We start from the raw sequence: 16626 nt of genomic DNA, 5'->3' as shown, positions 1-16626 counted from the left end.
ACCCGCTTTCACCCGGCTACTTGATCAACTCCTAGGCATACGTGGTAGTGCGCTGTCGCGCGGGCCGGTGCACCGCGGCCGCGATCGAGTGAAGCTGCTGGACAGTGCGCGCCGAACCGTGCTCTGACCCGGCCATACGGCTGATCGTCTCCTCCATCAGCGTGCCGCCGAGGTCGTTCGCGCCACCGGTGAGCACGTCCGCGGTGCCCTCGTCGCCGAGCTTGACCCAGGAGCACTGGATGTTGGGGATCCGGCCGTGCAGGGCCAGCCGCGCCATCGCGTGCACCGCCCGGTTGTCCCGCCGGGTCGGGCCGGGCCTGGCCACCCCGGCGAGGTAGATCGGCGCGTTGCGGTGCACGAAGGGCAGCGGCACGAACTCGGTGAAGCCGCCGGTCTCGTCCTGCAGCCTGGCCAGCGTGCGCAGGTGGCCGAGCCAGTGGCCGGGGTGGTCGACGTGGCCGTACATCATCGTGGAGCTGGAGCGGATGCCCAGCTTGTGTGCGGTGCCGACCACCTCCAGCCAGGTGGCGGTGGGCAGCTTGCCCTTGGTCAGCACCCAGCGGACCTCGTCGTCCAGGATCTCCGCCGCGGTGCCGGGGATGGTGTCCAGCCCGGCGTCGCGCAGCTCGGTCAGCCACTCGGTGACGCTGACCCCGGCCTTGGTCGCGCCGCTGACGATCTCCATCGGGCTGAACGCGTGCACGTGCATGCCCGGCACCCGCGCCTTGATCGCGCGCACCAGGTCGGCGTAGCCGGTGACCGGGATCTCCGGGTCGATGCCGCCCTGCATGCAGACCTCGGTGGCGCCCTCGTTCCAGGCCTCCTCGGCCCGGTCGGCGACCTGTTCCGGGGACAGCCGGTAGGCGTCGGCGTCCCGCTCCCGCTGGGCGAAGGCGCAGAACCGGCAGCCGACGTAGCAGACGTTGGAGAAGTTGATGTTGCGGTTGACCACGTAGGTGACGTCCGCGCCGACCACGTCCGCGCGCAGCTGGTCGGCCAGCCTGGTCATCGCCTCCAGCGCGGGGCCGTCGGCGGTGAACAGGGCCAGCGCGGCGGCCGCGTTGCGCTCCTCAAGCAGCGCGGCCGGGTCGGACTCGGCCAGCCGCAACCCGGCCCGCACGTCCTCGTCCAGCCGCTCCGGCGAGACCGCTCCCCCGGCCTGGGCGCGCAGCTCGTCCCAGTCGCCGTAGACGCTGTCGAAGTCGCCGCGGCGGTCGCCGGTGCGGCCCTCGGTGTCGATGCTGGTGTGCAGGTCGACCCGGCCGGTCCCGGCCAGCCCGCCGTCCGGCTCCTGCCACTCCCGGCCGACCACGGGCGCGGCCATGTCGGCCAGGCCGTCCGGCTGGGCCAGCGCGCTCAGGTGCGGCAGCACCCGGACGTCGAACCAAGGCTGGCCCTGGCGGACGAACTTCGGGTACGCGGTCAGCCGCTCCACCAGCGTGAACCCGGCTTCGGCGGTGGTCGCGGCGAGCGAGTCGATCTGCGGCCAGGGCTTCTCCGGGTTGACGTGGTCGGCGGTCAGCGGCGACACCCCGCCCCAGTCGTCGATACCGGCGCGCAGCATCAGCAGGTGCTCGTTGCCGACCAGGTTCGGCGGCGCCTGCACGCTCACCCCCGAGGGCATCAGCAGCCGGGCGACCGCGACCGTGGCGGCCAGTTCGCGCAGGTCGGCGTCGGGCGCGTGCATCATCGCGGTGCCCGGCTTGGCCAGGAAGTTCTGCACAATGACTTCCTGGATGTGCCCGTACTGGCGGGCGATCTGGCGAATCGCGAGCAGCGACTCGGCGCGCTCGGTGAGGTTCTCGCCGATGCCGATCAGGATGCCGGTGGTGAACGGCACGCCGACCCGGCCGGCGTCGGTGATCGAACGCAGCCGGACCGCGGGTTCCTTGTCCGGCGAGCCGTAGTGCGGACCGCCCGGCTCGCTCCACAGCCGGGTCGCGGTGGTCTCCAGCATCATGCCCATGCTCGGCGCCACCGGCTTGAGCCGCTGCAGCTCCTCCCAGCTGAGCACGCCGGGGTTGAGGTGCGGCAGCAGCCCGGTCTCCTCCAGCACCGCGATCGCACAGGCCCGCAGGTATTCCACGGTGGAGGAATAGCCCCGCTCGTCCAGCCACTCCTTGGCCTGCGGCCAGCGCTCCTCCGGCCGGTCCCCGAGGGTGAAAAGCGCTTCCTTGCAGCCCATCGCCGCGCCCTGGCGGGCGATCTCCAGCACCTCGTCGCGTTCCAGGTAGGCGCCGGGCACGCGGTGCGGCACGGTGACGAAGGTGCAGTAGTGGCAGCGGTCCCGGCACAACCGGGTCAGCGGGATGAACACCTTGCGGCTGTAGGTGACCAGGCCCTCCCGACCCTCGGCCCGCAGGTGCGCGTCCCGCACCGTGGCCGCCGCGGCCAGCAGCTGCTCGAACTCCTCATCCCGCGCGGCCAGCAACACGGCCGCCTCCGCCGCGTCCAGGCTGACACCGTCCCGGGCCCGCCGAAGCGCACGCCGGATCGCCGATGGGCTGGGTCGCTGATCATCCGCGGTCACTCCCGCAGCCTAGGCATGTGCGGTGAGCGGAGGGAACGACGCGCGGACCGGTCGGGTCGTTCCGAATATCACCGAGAGTTCGGGAATAAGACACCCAGCTGGTCCGGGGATCAGGCGGCGTACTCCACCGTCACCGGCGAGTGGTCGGACCAGCGCTCGGCGTAGGTCGCGGCCCGCTCCACCACCGCGGTCCGGGCCCGCTCGGCCAGTCCGGGCGTGGCCATGTGGTAGTCGATCCGCCAGCCCGAGTCGTTGTCATAGGCCTTGCCGCGGTAGGACCACCAGGTGTACGGCCCAGGCCCCTCCGGCTGCAGCCCACGGTGCACGTCGACGTAACCCCCCTCGTCCAGCACCCGCCCCAGCCACGCCCGCTCCTCGGGCAGGAACCCGGACTCCTTCTGGTTGCTCTTCCAGTTCTTGAGGTCGATCTCCCGGTGCGCGATGTTCCAGTCCCCACACACCAGCACCTCCCGCCCCTCGGTCGCCGCCTTCTCCCGGCGCTCGATGAGGTAGGGCAGGAAGGCGGCCATGAACCGCTCCTTCTCGTCCTGCCGCTCGGTCCCCACATCGCCACTGGGCAGGTAAAGGCTGGCCACGGTCAGCCCGGGCAGGTCGACCTCGGCGTAGCGGCCACTGTTGTCGAACTCGGCCACGCCGAACCCGATCCGCACCGCACTGGGCTGTTCCCGGGTCAACAGGGAGACCCCGGCGCGGCCCTTGAGCTCACTGTGCGCGTGCACCACATGCCACCCCGCAGGCTCACGCACCTTATCGCTCAACTGCCCCGGCTCGGCCCGCACCTCCTGGAGGCACACCACCTGGGCCTTGGTAGCGGCGAGCCAGGGCAAAAAGCCCTTCTTGGCGGCGGCCCGCAGGCCGTTGACGTTCACGGTCGACACGGTCAGCACGGCCGCGAGGGTAACCACCACCCCCGACAGCCCCGTCACGGCCGGTCTGAACGACCCGCGGACCAGGGGACGGGCGGTGTGCGCTACGCTGAGCGGGATGAGCCCGCTGACGCAGGTCAGGGGGTCACCACCGGTCCGGGTGGCGGAATGGCAGACGCGCTAGCTTGAGGTGCTAGTCCCCGAAAGGGGGTGGGGGTTCAAGTCCCCCCTCGGACACCAGCACTACTCACACGGCCTACTGACTTGATGCTCGCATCAGCCACGTGGGCCGTTTGTGTGTAGCGGATTTGCGGGTCAACCATGCCGTACAGATCCGCCAGAAGCTCCGACTTCACGCCGTGCAGCGCCCCACCCCCTTCTGGCGGGATCCACACGGCGTGGAACCGTTGAGTCGCACCGTCTCGCCGAGTGGACGCCTCGCTGGAGCGCCCCGAGTTCACCTTCCCTGGGACAACCAGGACGACCTGGCGACAACCTGGCCACACGGGCGAGGGTATCTCGCAGAGATCGACCAGGCATCCTGGGCCGCACACCGCAACGGAGACAGATTGTCACCGGCCGATCCAAGGGGCATAAAACTCTTCCATCAAACTCAACGCCTCCTGCTTAAGAAGGTGCACAGAAAGTCATCGATCCCCTAACTTAACACAGTGGCACAATTTGCCAATTTGCACTACAGAACCATAAATGACTCCCGATAATTCATTGTGAATTCCCAGCTGTAGCGTTCGATCTCCAGCAGACCTATCTATTGCCGCTAGATCGCCGACAGGGAGAGAGTTTGATTCCGACATTATATGAACTCCGGTCGCATACACCTCAGCCCTGACATCGGGACAAGCAAGTAGCACTTGGTTAAGGTACTCTTTGAACGTCTTGCGAAACGCAAACCTACCCTGATGATTGTCTCTAAATTCCGCACCAAACCGCTTGTGAAGAGAATCCCATGTAACAGTGATATCATGACGCCGCCGACTGAGGAAGTACGCCAGCCAGACATACAGATCCATACACATAGGCGACCTCGATAAAGCCCAGAGCACCCTGAGATTAAGGGGAACACAGTACTCCTGCACCTGCCGCAGAAGTTCGGATGCAACGGTCACCGATCCATCCATATTCTCTGTTGCCACCGGAGTCATACCCGCAAGGTACCTGGCGTCGACAGTAGCATTTGTCTCGAATCCACAGAAAGAAAGGGAAGAGCCGTACAGCCTCGCCCTCTGGTCCCTGAGACGCGTCAGACTTCCATTGCGCCCTCCACTGGATCGAAACCCTGGTCGCAATTCACGAGCAAATTCCGCAAAACTACTGTCGAACTTGATCTGCAGACTTCCACTGCGATACACCTGGGTGCACAGCCAGATCAAAAGAAGACGCGGGTAAATGCCATACGGGAGACCGATCGGCTGCATATCGCCATGGCGATCAGCCACAAAACCAGAGTTCGCTACAAATGTTGAGTTCGACAAATCGCGCCGCCACATGAACCCGTCACGCGGAGCTCTGTACGGCAACGGTGACTGCGCCAAGAATGCGGTCGTATAGCCAATTACGGGCGCAGCCATCCTTGCCCTGACAAAGGCTTCTGCATCTTCTTCTCGTCTGACTGCGGCAGATTTGTGACTCATAACCAGAGCTTGCCATAATTTCAACGTGACGGCAGCAGGCACGCCGCGTCGTACGCGGCTCACGTCACAGGAACTGACGATGCCGAGCCTTCTTCGCGCAAGGCCACTTCGGACAGTCGGATCATGACTGCTAGCGCGTTTCTGACTGAAGCGTCGAAAACAGGTCTTCCAGCCTCGCCAGGCTAGTCGAATTCGAGGCGACTCGGATATCGCCCGGGGAGCGGTGAGGCAATCGGGACGGAAATCGGATAGCCCGGCCCCCTGGGCGGAAAACTGCCAGGACCAGGGGCATGGAATCGACCCAGCGGGCTTCCCTCAACCTGTTGATACCGAACTCAACCCGGTGTCGCAATCTCACCTTGACCAGCAGAGGACAAACTGCTGCAACGATGACCCGATGCACATCACTCCGCACCCCGGCGCGAACATCTCCAACCTGTATATGGCGCTGGAGCAGGTACGCATGGGGGCACAGAACTTGGTCCGGGGAACCGACCCGAAGCAGTACCTCCGCGATTACCATCAATGGGCAATTGAATCTTACCGCAAGCTACGAGCCCAGATCGACGCGGAAGACATCTCGCGACTGGTGATGACAAAACGCTATGTTCTTCTTTTAACCGAACCCGGATCGATCTCGGAGGCTACTCGGCTTGCGGACATCGCCGCCCTCGAACTCGACGAGCGAGTGGCCACGCTCGAAGCGGCCTGCGCAGAACTGGTCCGCGAACGAGCGAGATGGAAGCGTTCCGGCACGTTCGTCATGCCGGACACCAACGTCTACCTCCATCACAGCAACAGCATCAGGCACATCGACTACGCGGCGGCTATCGGCATTCCGGCCTCTCCCGTACACGTGGTGGTGCCCCTCGTGGTCGTAGATGAACTCGACCGGCTCAAGCGCACTGGCGCGCGAAGCAGAGCCAGGGTCACCCTTGCGGTTCTGAGCCGTGAACTCACCGAGCCGGACTCGGTTGGCAGGCTGCGCGAAGTAGCGGACCTCGCTCAACCATCGCCTCCGGTCGGCCACCCTGACGACACCATCGAGTTGCTGTTCGACCCGCCTGGACACGTACGGCATGCCCGCGCCGACGACGAGATCGTTGCCAGCGCCCTCGTCGTCGAGACCTGGATCGGACGCAAGATCAAACTGGTCACTTCCGACCTGGGCATGGTGCTCCGTGCCAGAGCCGCGGGGCTCGACGTAGTCGCACTGTCCACGCCAGACGGAGACCCCTCGTAACCCCGCTAACCGCGCAGGTGCGCGAGCGCGGTGATCATGCGGTCGGCGATGTCCGCCGGTCCCGGAAAGACCACGGTCACCGCGCGCTGGTGCGCGAGGCCATGCAGCCCCAGCCACAGGGCAACCGCGTCCGCAGCCGGATCGGTGCTGGTGGACAGGCCAGCGGTGACGCAGTACGACAAGACCTCGGCGAGTAGGCGCATGGCGGCTTGGCCGAGCTCGGTCATGTCGGATTCGGTCAGGGTGCTGTTGTCCAGGTCGGGCATCCACAGGCCGCCGAACATGGTGCGGTAGCGGCCGGGGTGTTGTTGGGCGAAGTTCAGGTAGGCGGTGCAGACGGCGGTCAGGCGGGCTCGGGGGTGCTGGGGGGCGGCGTCTCTGGCGGTGCTGAGGCGGGTTTCCAGTTCGGCGAAGGCCTGTTGGACCACGGCCAGCATGATGCTCGGCTGGTCGGGGAAGTGGCGGTAGATCGACGGGGCGGCGATGCCCACCTGGCGGGCCACCGCGCGCAGGGTGACGGCGCTTTCGTCGCCAGTTTCGTCGAGCAGGGCGACTGCCGCGGTCACGATCTCCTCGCGCAGGCGGGCGCCTTCGCCGCGGCGGTTGCGGGCGCGGGCGGGCTTGGGCGCGGCCTTGGCGTCTTCCATGGGCGTTAGCTTACAAGCAAAGGCTTACGGGTGTTAGCCGTTGCGCTGAGCTAGCTAACGTGCGTAGCCTTACGGACGTAAGTTCAAGCGTTGGAGGAGAGCACGCCATGGCCAGTAGCACTGTCACCACCCAGGCCACCCAGGTTGTTCTGCCTGGCAAGGTCGACTCCAGTGGGCTCCAGGTGCGGACCTCGGAGCTGCCTGCGCCGGGCGCGGGGCAGGTTGTGTTGCGGATGGACGCGACCGGGGTCTCGTTCGCCGAGCAGCAGATGCGGCGGGGCAAGTACTACGACCAGCCGCCGTTTCCGTTCGTGCCCGGGTACGACGTGGTCGGGACGGTCACCGCGGTCGGGCCTGGGGTGGACGGCGCGTTGGCCGGGCGGCGGTTCGCCGCGGTGACCAAGATCGGGGGCTGGGCCAGTTCGCTGGTGCTGGAGGCCGCCGATCTGGTGCCGGTGCCGGACGGGGTGGATCCCGCCGCGGCGGAAACGGTGGTGGTCAACGGGATCACCGCCTGGCAGATGCTGCACCGGGCGGCCAAGGTGCCCGAGGGCGGCACGATCGTGGTGCTGGGCGCCAATGGCGGGGTTGGGTCCACGCTGGTGCAGCTGGCCCGGCATGCCGGGATCAGGGTGATCGGCACCGCCTCCCTTCAGCACCACGACTCGGTGCGTGAGCTGGGCGCGATCCCGGTCAACTACCGCGATCCGGACATGTACCAGCGGATCCGTGAGATCGCGCCGGAGGGCGTGCACGCGGTGTTCGACCACGTGGGCGGGGCGGGGCTGGCGGAGTCGTGGCGGTTGTTGCGCCGCGGCGGCACCCTCGTCTCCTACGGCACCGCGGCCACCAAGAACGAGGACGGGAACTCGCGGCTGCCGGTGCTGAAGTCGTTCGGGCGGCTGCTGGTGTGGAACCTGCTGCCCAACGGCAAGAGCGCGACGTTCTACAACTTCTGGGCGGGCAAGCGCCGCCTGGCCGACTTCCGCGCCCGGCTGGCCGAGGACCTCACGCAGGTGCTGCGGCTGCTGGCCGAGGGCGTGCTCACCGCGCAGATCGCCGGGCGGTTCCCGCTGTCGGAGGCCGGTGCGGCGCTGGCGCTGGCGGAGTCGCGGACTGTGCTGGGCAAGGTGGTCATCGTCGCGCAGCCGCACCCGTGACCAGCGCCATCCGCGCGCACACCAGGAACCGCCGGGGCGAGGGCGCTGCTGCGCGCGGAGATCCTGGCCGCGGCCGCCGGCCTGATCAACGACGGTGGTGACGAGCGGGCGGTGACCCTGCGCGCGGTGGCTCGCCGCACCGGCATCGCCGCCCCGTCGATCTACCTCCACGCGCCGTCGAACATGAGGCGGTAGCGCTCCGGGTGGCCGCGGGCGAAGCCCAGGTATGCCGCACAGAAACCCGTGCTCGGCCGCGGTGGGCTCATCGCCGACATGGTGGCCACCCTGGGCGCGGCGTCGCTGGAGCTCATCGCCGGGCTCCTGCGCGACTGCGTCACCCGAGGCCATGGCGACAGCACCGCACCGGCGGCCGACGCGGTCGCGCTGTGGCTCGGCCTGCACGGGCTTGCCCACCAGCGCGCCATGTGCACGCCGTTTCCCTGGCCTGCCGACATCAACCAGCGGATCACCATCCCCTTGTGCCACCTCACGAACGGAAGGCCACAGCCATGACCACCGCGACCTTCGCCGTCCCGACGGCCCCCCGCCTCGCCGCCCGCGCCGGTGAGGTCGACAGCCGCGCCGCCTACCTCGGTTTCGCCTTCGCCTACCTGTTCGGGCACGGCGCCTCCGCGCTCAGCAAGGGCGACAACCCGCTGGTCCCCCTGCCCGGCTGGCTGCCGATGGCGCTGCTGATCGCCGGGCTCGCCGCGGGCACGGTCTTCGCCACCCTCGCCGCGCTGCGCGCCCAGAAGGGCCTGAGCGGGCCGGAAGCGTTCTCCGGCAAGCTGATCGGCGCGGCCTGGGTGATCGGCATGGCCGGGCTGGCGCTGACCATCAACGGGCTGCACGCGCTGCCGGGCATGCCGAACGTGCACTCGATGCTGTGGCCGGCCGGGGCCGGATTTGTGGTCGGCCTGCTGTACCTGGGCGAGGGCGCGGTGCGCCGCAACGTCCTGCACTACGTGCTCGGCAGCTACCTCACCCTGATCTCCTCGGCCGCGCTCTTCCTCGGCGCGCCCGGCCTGTTCTGGGTGCTGGCCATCGCGGGCACCGGCGGCTTCCTGGTCGCGGCCGTGCTGGAGCACCGTCGCCTGGCCGCGGTCACCGCCGCCGGCTAAGGCAGGCGCCCACACTTCGGCGGATGGACCAGTGTGCTCTCGCGGCCGATAGTTGTCTGGACCAGCACGCGATCCCAGCAGCTCAGTCGACGGGAGTTTGATCAACGATGGTCAAGTTCGGTCGGATCACCGCGCGGTCGGCCGCGCTCGCAGCACTGGCCGCGGCCACCCTCGCGGTCGGCGTGACCACCCCCGCCGCCGCGTCGGGCAGCCCGGCGCCCCGGGCCAAGAACGGGCCGGTCTCCGTGGCCTACGTCGAGGTCAACAACCACAGCATGCTCAACGTCGGCAAGTACACGCTGGCCAAGGGCGGCGCGAACGTCTTCGACATCGGCATCATCTTCGCCGCCAACATCAACTACGACGCGGCGAAGAAGGCGGCGTACCTGCACTTCAACGAGAACGTGCGGCGGGTGCTGGACAACGCGGCGACCCAGATCCGCCCGCTGCAGGCCAAGGGCATCAAGGTGGTGCTGTCCGTGCTCGGCAACCACCAGGGCGCGGGCTTCGCGAACTTCCCGACCAAGGCGGCGGCGGAGGCCTTCGCCAAGCAGCTCTCCGACGCGGTCACCAGGTACGGGCTCGACGGCATCGACTTCGACGACGAGTACGCCAAGTACGGCGAGAACGGCACCGGCCAGCCCAACGCCAGCTCGTTCGTGCACCTGGTCACCGCGCTGCGGAACACCCTGCCCAACAAGATCATCTCGCTGTACAACATCGGCCCGTCGGCCACCCGGCTCTCCTACGGCGGGGTGAACATCGGCCCGAAGTTCAGCTACGCCTGGAACCCGTACTACGGCTCCTGGGGCGTGCCGAACATCTCCCTGCCCAAGCAGCGCCTCTCCCCCGCGGCCGTGGAGATCGGCCGCACCGCCACCGGCACCGCGGCCGGCCTCGCCCGGCGCACCGTGAGCGAGGGGTACGGCGTGTTCCTGACCTACAACCTGGGCGCGGCTGACTCGGCTTCCTACATCTCCAGCTTCACCCGTGAGCTGTACGGAAGCGACGCGGTGTACACGAAGTAGCGGTGATCGGGCCGCGACAACACTGGCGAGTTCCTTCGATAGTGGTTGCCAGTCGGGCAAACTGTGCGCCATGTCAGCCGCCCGCGAGGTTCGCAACACCGTCAACGGGCCGGTGCTCGGGCCGTCGGTGCAAGCCGGGGTCATCCACGGCGGGGTCTGGTTCGCGGCCGATCGGGAGTGGCCACGGCCGCAGCAGCTACCACCCTCGCCCAGCGCGTTCACCGGCCGGGAAGCTGAGCTGGCGGCGCTGAACGACGCGCTTGCCGGCTCGGCGACCGAAGGCGCCACGGTGGCCATCTCGGCGTTGAACGGCGCCGGTGGCGTGGGCAAGACCTGGCTGGCGGTGCACTGGGCGCACCAGAACGCGCACCGGTTCCCGGACGGGCAGCTGTTCGTGAACCTGCGGGGCTTCGATCCGCGGGAGCAGCCGATGTCCCCGCAGGAGGCGGTGCGCGGATTCCTGAACGCCCTGAACGTTCCGCCGGAACGGATTCCGGCGGAAGAGCACGCCCTGATCGGGCTGTACCGGAGTGAGCTGCACGGGCGGCGCATGCTCATCGTGCTGGACAACGCCAGGGACGGGGGCCAGGTCGTTGACCTGCTGCCAGGGAATCCGACCTGCACCGTGTTGATCACTAGCCGGGACCGGCTGGCTGGCTTGCGGGTGAGCACGCCTTTCCACCCGCTGGAAGTCACCGTTCTTGATGACGAGGCGGCGCGGGCGCTGCTGGCCAGGCGGCTGGATGCGGCGCAACTGGCAGCTGAGCCGGAGGCGACTGCGGAGCTGCTGCGCTGGTGTGCCGGACTGCCGCTGGCGTTGAGCATTGTGGCCGCGCGGCTGGACAGCAGAGCGTCGCTGGCCCGGATGGCGAAGAAACTGCGGGAGGAGAGCCGGCGGCTGGTTGCCCTGGATGGCGGCAAGTCGCACTCCGTGCGGACCGTGCTGTCCTGCTCCTACCAGGCGTTGCCAGCCGCTGAGGCCAGGGTGTTCGCGTTGCTGGGGCTGGCGCCGGGGCAGGACATCAGCGTTGCGGCCGCGGCCAGCCTGGCCGGGTTGCCGGAGGCCGAGGTCGAGCGGCTGCTCGACGAGCTGGTGGACGTGTCGCTGGTGCAGCGCGAACACGAGCGGTACCGGATGCACGACCTGGTGCGGTTGTACGCCGGTGAGGTCGCCCGGCAGCGCCTGTCCGAGCAGGACTGGGAGCAGGCCCAGCGGCGGCTGCTCGACTTCTACTGCCACATGGCGCACGGCGCGGACGTGCTGATCGACCGGCACCACATGCCGATCGAGCTGCCCAGTCTGCGGGAGGGCTGCGCGCCCGTGCTGCCGGAGACCGCGGCTGAGGCCGGGGAGTGGTTCGCCGCCGAGCACGCCAACCTGATGGCGGCCCAGCAGCTGGCGGTGGAGCTGGACTGGCACGCGGCCGTGTGGCAGCTGGCCTGGACCTTGACCTCGTACAACCTGAGCCAGGGCTACCTGCGCGACAACCTCACCATGTGGCAGGCCGGGACTGCGGCGGCGGCGCACCTGAGCGACTGGACCTGCCGCATCCAGGCGCATCGGCACCTGGGGCGGGCCTGCACGCAGCTCGGGCAACACGATGAGGCGCTGCGACAGCTGCAACTGGGTCTGGAAGCAGCCCAGGCAGCCGACGATCGGCTCGGGCAGGCGCACACGCACCGCGCGGTGGCCTCGGCCTGGGCGCAGCTGAAGGACTACCAGCAGGCGCTGACGCATTCGCAGGCTGCGCTGGCGCTGTACGAGGAGCTCCAGGCAGTCAGCGGCGCGCACGCGCTCAACGAGGTCGGCTGGTACACCGCGCAGCTCGGGGACCTGGACACCGCGCGGGCGCACTGCCTCGACGCGCTGGCCCGCTGCCAGCGGGACGACAACCTGCGCGGCATCCCCCGTTGCCTGCTCAGCCTGGGCTACCTGGCGCACCGCAGCGGCGATCTGGACGAGGCGATCCGGCTCTACCGAGAGGCGCTGGAGCTGTGCCGCCAGCGGACCGATGCCGCCACGGAGGCGGATGTGCTCGACCGCCTGGGTGACGCGCTGGCCGAGGTGGATCCGGCGCAGGCGCAGGCGGTGCGGGCGGAAGCGCTGGAGTTGTTCCAGAAGCAGCGGCGCGGACAGGAAGCGGAGCGGGTGCGGCGGCTGCTCGCCTCAGGCTGAGCGGGGCGAGCAGCCGCGACGCGGGTCAGCGCAGGGCGGTGGCGGTCAGGCCGGCCACGTACTCCTGGCCCTTGGCGTTGGGGTGCACCGGGACCGACAGCGAGGTCGGGATCAGGCCCTCCACCCACTTCACGCCCGGCAGTTGGCACACGTCGTGCCCGGTCACCAGGCCTGGGTTGACGAAGGTGGCGCCTGCCTGGGTCGACCAGCTGCCGATGCTGGTGTTCAGGTGGGACTGGACCTGCTCGAAGTACGCCACGTCTCCGGCCGAGATGGGCACGAGGGGCCAGCAGCCCTTGGTGGGCGGCAGGATGCGCAGGTAGCCGACCACCGCGATGCGGGCCTTGGGAGACCTGGACTTGATGCCCTCCAGCACCTTGGTGACCTTGGGGCCCAGATCGGCGATGCGGCGGTTGATCTCGTCGCCGTCCTTGGTGAAGTGCTTCTTGCAAGGCGCGCCGGCGGGGTCGGTGGCGCTCAGGGTGGCGCAGGTCAGCACGATCTCGGCGAAGCCGATGTCGTTGCCGCCGATGGACAGGGTGACCAGGTCGGTGTCGGGGGTGAGGGAGTCCAGCTGGGGCGGGTTGACGCCGAGGGGGACGGTCTGGGGCGCGGTCATGTCGGGGGTCCTGGCGCCGCCGCAGCTGCGGTCGACGAAGGTCTTGGGCTTGAGGCGGGCGGCGAGCTGGGCCGGGTAGTTGTCCTTGGACCGCGCGCAGCCCACGGGGTCCAGGTGGATGTTGGTGATGGTGCCGACGGAGGCGAAGGAGTCGCCCAGTGCCACATAGCGCTGGACGGCGGTCGGCGCGGCCGTTGCGAGGGACGACGCGGCGGGCAGTGCCATCGTCGCGACCAGACCGGCCACGAGCAGGAACCGAGCCATGGGGACCTTCCCTACTTGCGAGTAGCAAGACGGTACGGAGCGTGACCGGTGGCGCTCGGCACGGTCAAGAGCCGGTGAATTAAATAGGTAGAGCCGCCATCTGGCCTCGTTTCGGGCGCGGCGCGGCGGGGCAGCCGATGCGGGTGGGAGCCATACGGGTTGGTACGGCGGGCTGGTCCGACTCCTCGCTGATCGCGACGGGCTGGTACCCGCCGGGGGTGTACACGCCGGAGCAGCGGTTGCGTTGCTACGCGGAGCGTTTCGACTTCGTGGAGGTCAACTCGACCTACTACGGACTGCCGAGGGCCTCCGTCACCAAGGCCTGGGCCGACCGCACGCCGGCGGGTTTTGTCTTCAACGTCAAGGCTTTCAGCTTGCTGACCCGGCACCGGACGCCGGTGGCCATGCTGCCGCCGGAGCTGCGGCCGGCCGGTCCGCGCGAGGTGCGGCCGGGCGACCTGGAACCGGAGCTGTTCGACCAGGTGTGGCAGCGGTTCCTCGGTGAGCTGGATCCGTTGGTGGCAGCGGGAAAGCTGGGGCTGCTGCTGTTCCAGTTCCCGCCCTACTTCCGGCCGGGCGAGCGGGCGCGGGACTATCTGGCCGAGTGCGCGCGGCGGGTGGCGCCGCTGCGGATGTGCGCCGAGTTCCGCAATCCGGCCTGGCTGAGCGAGGAGGAGCGGGACGGCACGCTGGATTTCCTTGCCAGGCAAGGGATCGCGTACGTGTGCGTGGACATGACGCAGGGCCTGCCCGGCTCGGTGCCACCGATCACGGCGGTGACCGCGCCGGACGCCGTGCTGCGGTTGCACGGCCGGAGCCCCGAGTGGGAGTGGGGCGACAAGCTGGCTCGGTACCGGTACCGCTACGACGACACCGAGCTGGCGGACTGGGCCGAGCGGGTGCGGGACCTGGCGGCACGGGCGGAGACCGCGTACGTGGTCTTCAACAACTGTTCCGGCGACAGCGCGCACGTGAACGCGGCCCGGTTCCGCGACCTGGTGCCCGCCGAGGCCTGCTAGGCGCAGCGCTCACGCAACAGGTCCAGGTCGGCGCGGGCGGTGGTCAGGCCGGGGCGGTCCCTGGCCGCGCGCAGGTCCGCGAGCCGGGCCAGGCCCTCGATGACCACCGCCAGCGGTGGGCCGCTGGCGGTCAGGCCGTCCTGGCGGCTGGGCGGGGCGTGCCGGGCCGGGGCCTCCAGGAACGGTTTGACCAGCTGGTGGTGGTGATAGGTGTAGGCGGCCGCGTGCGCCCGGCAGACGTCGAGGAAGAGCTCGGCGTTGGCGCGCAGCTGGGCGGGCATCGGCGCGGCGGACTCGCGGAGGAAGGCGGTCAGCAGCGGCTGCTGGGTCATCGCGGCGCGCAGCAGCGGCTGGTCCTCCGGCGGCAGGTACGGCGCCTTCTCGGTGAGGATGTGCTGGTAGAACGGGTCCTGGGGGCGGCACAGGCCCAGCAGTAGGTCGATCTCGTTCACCGCGGCGAAGTCGCCGGCGTTGGCGCCGCGGTAGTCGATGCCGTTGACCCGGTAGGACTTGAAGTACGGGCGGATGTTGAAGAAGAACCGGTCCACGTCCAGTTCCTTGGCCAGGCTCTGGTTGAACCGCAGCACGTCCAGCAGCGCGCTGTGCGCCTCGGCCAGCAGGTAGCCGGCCAGCGGGTTGCCGACGCCCAGGGTCGGGATGCGGCGCAGCGCGGTGGCAGCGCGCTGGTAGGCCAGCACGGACAGGCCGTTGTACTCGATGAAGACGCGTTCGTCCGGCAGTGTGGTGAAGGTGCGGTACCCCTCGCGACCGGCCAGGTTGTGCAGCGACTGGTGCGCGAAGACGTACCGCGGCGCGACGCCGAGGGCCAGGCCGATCCGGTTGGCCGCGGCGTGCGCGGGGGCCAGTTCCGCGTCCGTGCCGGTCTCGTGGCGGCGGCAGGCGCCCAGGTAGAAGCCGACCAGGCCGAGCAGGTCGTAACTGTCCACCGGGTCCAGCTCGGCGATCAGCGCGGCGCCGCGGGTCGCGATCGTGTGCTTCAGGCGGTCGATGTCGGGGTCACCGAGCAGGATCTCGGTGCGGGCGGCGAAGTACCGCTGCTCCAGCTCGGTGTTGAGGTCGGCGAACTCCGTCCGGATCCACTGATCCAGTCGATCCGTTGCGGTGGTCACGATCGCGTTGGTACCACAGGAGAAAGGACACCGCGATGAAGTTCTCGACCACGGTCGTGCTCGGCGGCAAGACCGCGACCGGGCTCCAGGTCCCCGCGGAGGTGGTCGAGGCGCTGGGGGCGGGCAAGCGGCCCGCGGTGCTGGTCACCGTCGGCGGGCACACCTACCGCAGCACGGTGGCGGTGATGGGCGGGGAGTTCTGGCTGCCGCTGAGCGCGGAGAACCGCACCGCGGCCGGGGTGGCCGCCGGTGAGCAGGTCGAGGTGACGGTGGCCCTGGACAGCGCGCCCCGCACCGTGGAGCTGCCCGAGGACTTCGCCGCCGCACTGGCCGCCGAGCCGGCCGCCGCCGAGTTCTTCCACGGCATCTCCTACAGCAACCAGCGCTGGCACCTGCTCAACGTGGACGGCGCGAAGACCGAGGAGACCAGGGCACGGCGGATCGCGAAGTCGGTGGCCATGCTCAAGGAGGGCCGGGCGCGCTGAGCGGGCGCGGGGCGCGGCGCTGGGGGATGCGGTCGCCGCGCAAGGTCGGCGGACGCTGACCTGACGCGGCGCGCGAGCCTCAGTTCGGGGCGAGCAGGTCGTCGAACACCATGGCGAAGAAGTCGTCGAACGGCTGCTCCGACTTGACCGCCTTCGCCCGCAACAACGTGCCCTGCCACGCGTTCAGCACAAAACGGGCCGTCCGGTCCGGGTCCAGCCCCGCCCTGGCGGTCCCGTCGGCCTGCCCCTCCCGGATGGTCTGGGCGATCACGTCGGACCAGGAGGCGAGGCTGGCGTCCACCTCGGCCCGGATCGACGCGCTGTGGTCAGCCTGCTCGGAACCCATGTTGCCGATCAGGCAGCCCTGGGTGAACTCGTTGTCCGCCATGACATCCCGCATCACCACGAACCGCGCCCGCAGCCGCTCCAGCGGCGGCGCGTCGGACTTGGCGTCGCGGTACCAGTCGGGATTGCCGGCGTACCGGCCGATCACCTCGACGCCGAGCTCTTCCTTGCTGCGGAAGTGGTTGTAGAAGGAGCCCTTGGGGACGCCCGCGGCACGGGTGATGGCCTCGACGGAGCAGGCGGAGAAGCCTTTGCGGTGGAACTCGGTGAGGGCGGTCTCGACGATGAGTTCGCGGACGCTGGGGCGTGGCATGGGGCAA

At 69.0% G+C, this 16626-nt stretch carries 16 protein-coding genes and 1 tRNA gene; 10 read left to right on the top strand and 7 right to left on the bottom strand.

Translation table 11 applies throughout. The features are described 5' to 3' along the window. Positions 1 to 31 precede the first annotated feature (31 nt). A complete protein-coding gene (locus M8C13_RS40980; protein WP_252486226.1) occupies positions 32 to 2530 on the bottom strand; it encodes a bifunctional FO biosynthesis protein CofGH in 2499 nt (832 codons plus the stop codon). A gap of 110 nt (positions 2531 to 2640) precedes the next feature. Beyond that, on the bottom strand, positions 2641 to 3438 hold the full coding sequence (locus M8C13_RS40975) for an exodeoxyribonuclease III (RefSeq protein WP_252486225.1): 798 nt from the start codon (positions 3436 to 3438) through the stop codon (positions 2641 to 2643). Between the two features lie 133 nt (positions 3439 to 3571). Here M8C13_RS40975 and M8C13_RS40970 point away from each other — a divergent pair. Continuing rightward, positions 3572 to 3657 (top strand) — tRNA-Leu (locus M8C13_RS40970). Between the two features lie 407 nt (positions 3658 to 4064). Here M8C13_RS40970 and M8C13_RS45905 read toward each other — a convergent pair. Next, positions 4065 to 4853 carry a replication protein RepA gene (locus M8C13_RS45905; protein WP_374213338.1) on the bottom strand — a complete coding sequence of 263 codons (789 nt, stop codon included), beginning with the start codon at positions 4851 to 4853 and terminating at the stop codon, positions 4065 to 4067. A gap of 613 nt (positions 4854 to 5466) precedes the next feature. On the opposite strand from M8C13_RS45905, the gene M8C13_RS40965 reads away from it, so the two are divergent. Further along, positions 5467 to 6312, top strand: a complete 846-nt coding sequence (locus tag M8C13_RS40965) for a PIN domain-containing protein (RefSeq protein WP_252486224.1) — start codon at positions 5467 to 5469, stop codon at positions 6310 to 6312. Between the two features lie 5 nt (positions 6313 to 6317). Here the strand turns inward: M8C13_RS40965 and M8C13_RS40960 are convergent, their stop codons facing one another. After that, positions 6318 to 6959, bottom strand: a complete 642-nt coding sequence (locus M8C13_RS40960) for a TetR/AcrR family transcriptional regulator (protein ID WP_252486223.1) — start codon at positions 6957 to 6959, stop codon at positions 6318 to 6320. Positions 6960 to 7066: 107 nt separating this feature from the next. Between M8C13_RS40960 and M8C13_RS40955 the strand changes: the two genes are divergently transcribed. From M8C13_RS40955 to M8C13_RS40930, 6 genes are all read left to right on the top strand, one after another. Then, positions 7067 to 8119, top strand: a complete 1053-nt coding sequence (locus M8C13_RS40955) for a medium chain dehydrogenase/reductase family protein (RefSeq protein ID WP_252486222.1) — start codon at positions 7067 to 7069, stop codon at positions 8117 to 8119. A 45-nt stretch (positions 8120 to 8164) separates the two neighbouring features. Then, on the top strand, positions 8165 to 8314 hold the full coding sequence (locus M8C13_RS45900; protein WP_374213337.1) for a TetR family transcriptional regulator: 150 nt from the start codon (positions 8165 to 8167) through the stop codon (positions 8312 to 8314). A gap of 78 nt (positions 8315 to 8392) precedes the next feature. After that, on the top strand, positions 8393 to 8632 hold the full coding sequence (locus M8C13_RS40945) for a TetR-like C-terminal domain-containing protein (protein WP_252486221.1): 240 nt from the start codon (positions 8393 to 8395) through the stop codon (positions 8630 to 8632). Beyond that, entirely contained in the window at positions 8629 to 9240 is a 612-nt protein-coding gene (locus M8C13_RS40940; protein ID WP_252486220.1) for an ABC transporter permease, read from the top strand. The genes M8C13_RS40945 and M8C13_RS40940 overlap by 4 nt, the downstream gene beginning before the upstream one ends. A gap of 107 nt (positions 9241 to 9347) precedes the next feature. Further along, complete coding sequence (locus M8C13_RS40935; RefSeq protein WP_252486219.1) at positions 9348 to 10268, top strand: endo-beta-N-acetylglucosaminidase H; 921 nt, start codon at positions 9348 to 9350, stop codon at positions 10266 to 10268. Between the two features lie 70 nt (positions 10269 to 10338). Further along, positions 10339 to 12444 carry a tetratricopeptide repeat protein gene (locus M8C13_RS40930; RefSeq protein ID WP_252486218.1) on the top strand — a complete coding sequence of 702 codons (2106 nt, stop codon included), beginning with the start codon at positions 10339 to 10341 and terminating at the stop codon, positions 12442 to 12444. A gap of 25 nt (positions 12445 to 12469) precedes the next feature. Here the strand turns inward: M8C13_RS40930 and M8C13_RS40925 are convergent, their stop codons facing one another. Next, positions 12470 to 13327 carry an SGNH/GDSL hydrolase family protein gene (locus tag M8C13_RS40925; RefSeq protein WP_252486217.1) on the bottom strand — a complete coding sequence of 286 codons (858 nt, stop codon included), beginning with the start codon at positions 13325 to 13327 and terminating at the stop codon, positions 12470 to 12472. A 143-nt stretch (positions 13328 to 13470) separates the two neighbouring features. Between M8C13_RS40925 and M8C13_RS40920 the strand changes: the two genes are divergently transcribed. Next, entirely contained in the window at positions 13471 to 14346 is an 876-nt protein-coding gene (locus M8C13_RS40920) for a DUF72 domain-containing protein (protein ID WP_252486216.1), read from the top strand. On the opposite strand, the gene M8C13_RS40915 is transcribed toward M8C13_RS40920, so the two are convergent. Beyond that, positions 14343 to 15476 carry a monodechloroaminopyrrolnitrin synthase PrnB family protein gene (locus tag M8C13_RS40915; protein ID WP_252486215.1) on the bottom strand — a complete coding sequence of 378 codons (1134 nt, stop codon included), beginning with the start codon at positions 15474 to 15476 and terminating at the stop codon, positions 14343 to 14345. The genes M8C13_RS40920 and M8C13_RS40915 overlap by 4 nt on opposite strands. Before the next feature lie 35 nt (positions 15477 to 15511). Here M8C13_RS40915 and M8C13_RS40910 point away from each other — a divergent pair, with 35 nt between their 5' ends. Beyond that, positions 15512 to 15961, top strand: coding sequence for a YdeI/OmpD-associated family protein (locus M8C13_RS40910; RefSeq protein WP_252486214.1), 450 nt, complete (start codon positions 15512 to 15514; stop codon positions 15959 to 15961). A 79-nt stretch (positions 15962 to 16040) separates the two neighbouring features. Here M8C13_RS40910 and M8C13_RS40905 read toward each other — a convergent pair. Further along, the coding region (locus M8C13_RS40905) for a TetR/AcrR family transcriptional regulator (protein WP_252486213.1) at positions 16041 to 16626 on the bottom strand (586 nt) is incomplete at its 5' end.

It is taken from the genome of Crossiella sp. SN42, assembly GCF_023897065.1.
Taxonomy (GTDB): Bacteria; Actinomycetota; Actinomycetes; order Mycobacteriales; family Pseudonocardiaceae; genus Crossiella.
The sequence above is the reverse complement of the archived record's forward strand: the minus strand, read 5'-3'. Positions and strand labels throughout refer to the sequence as shown.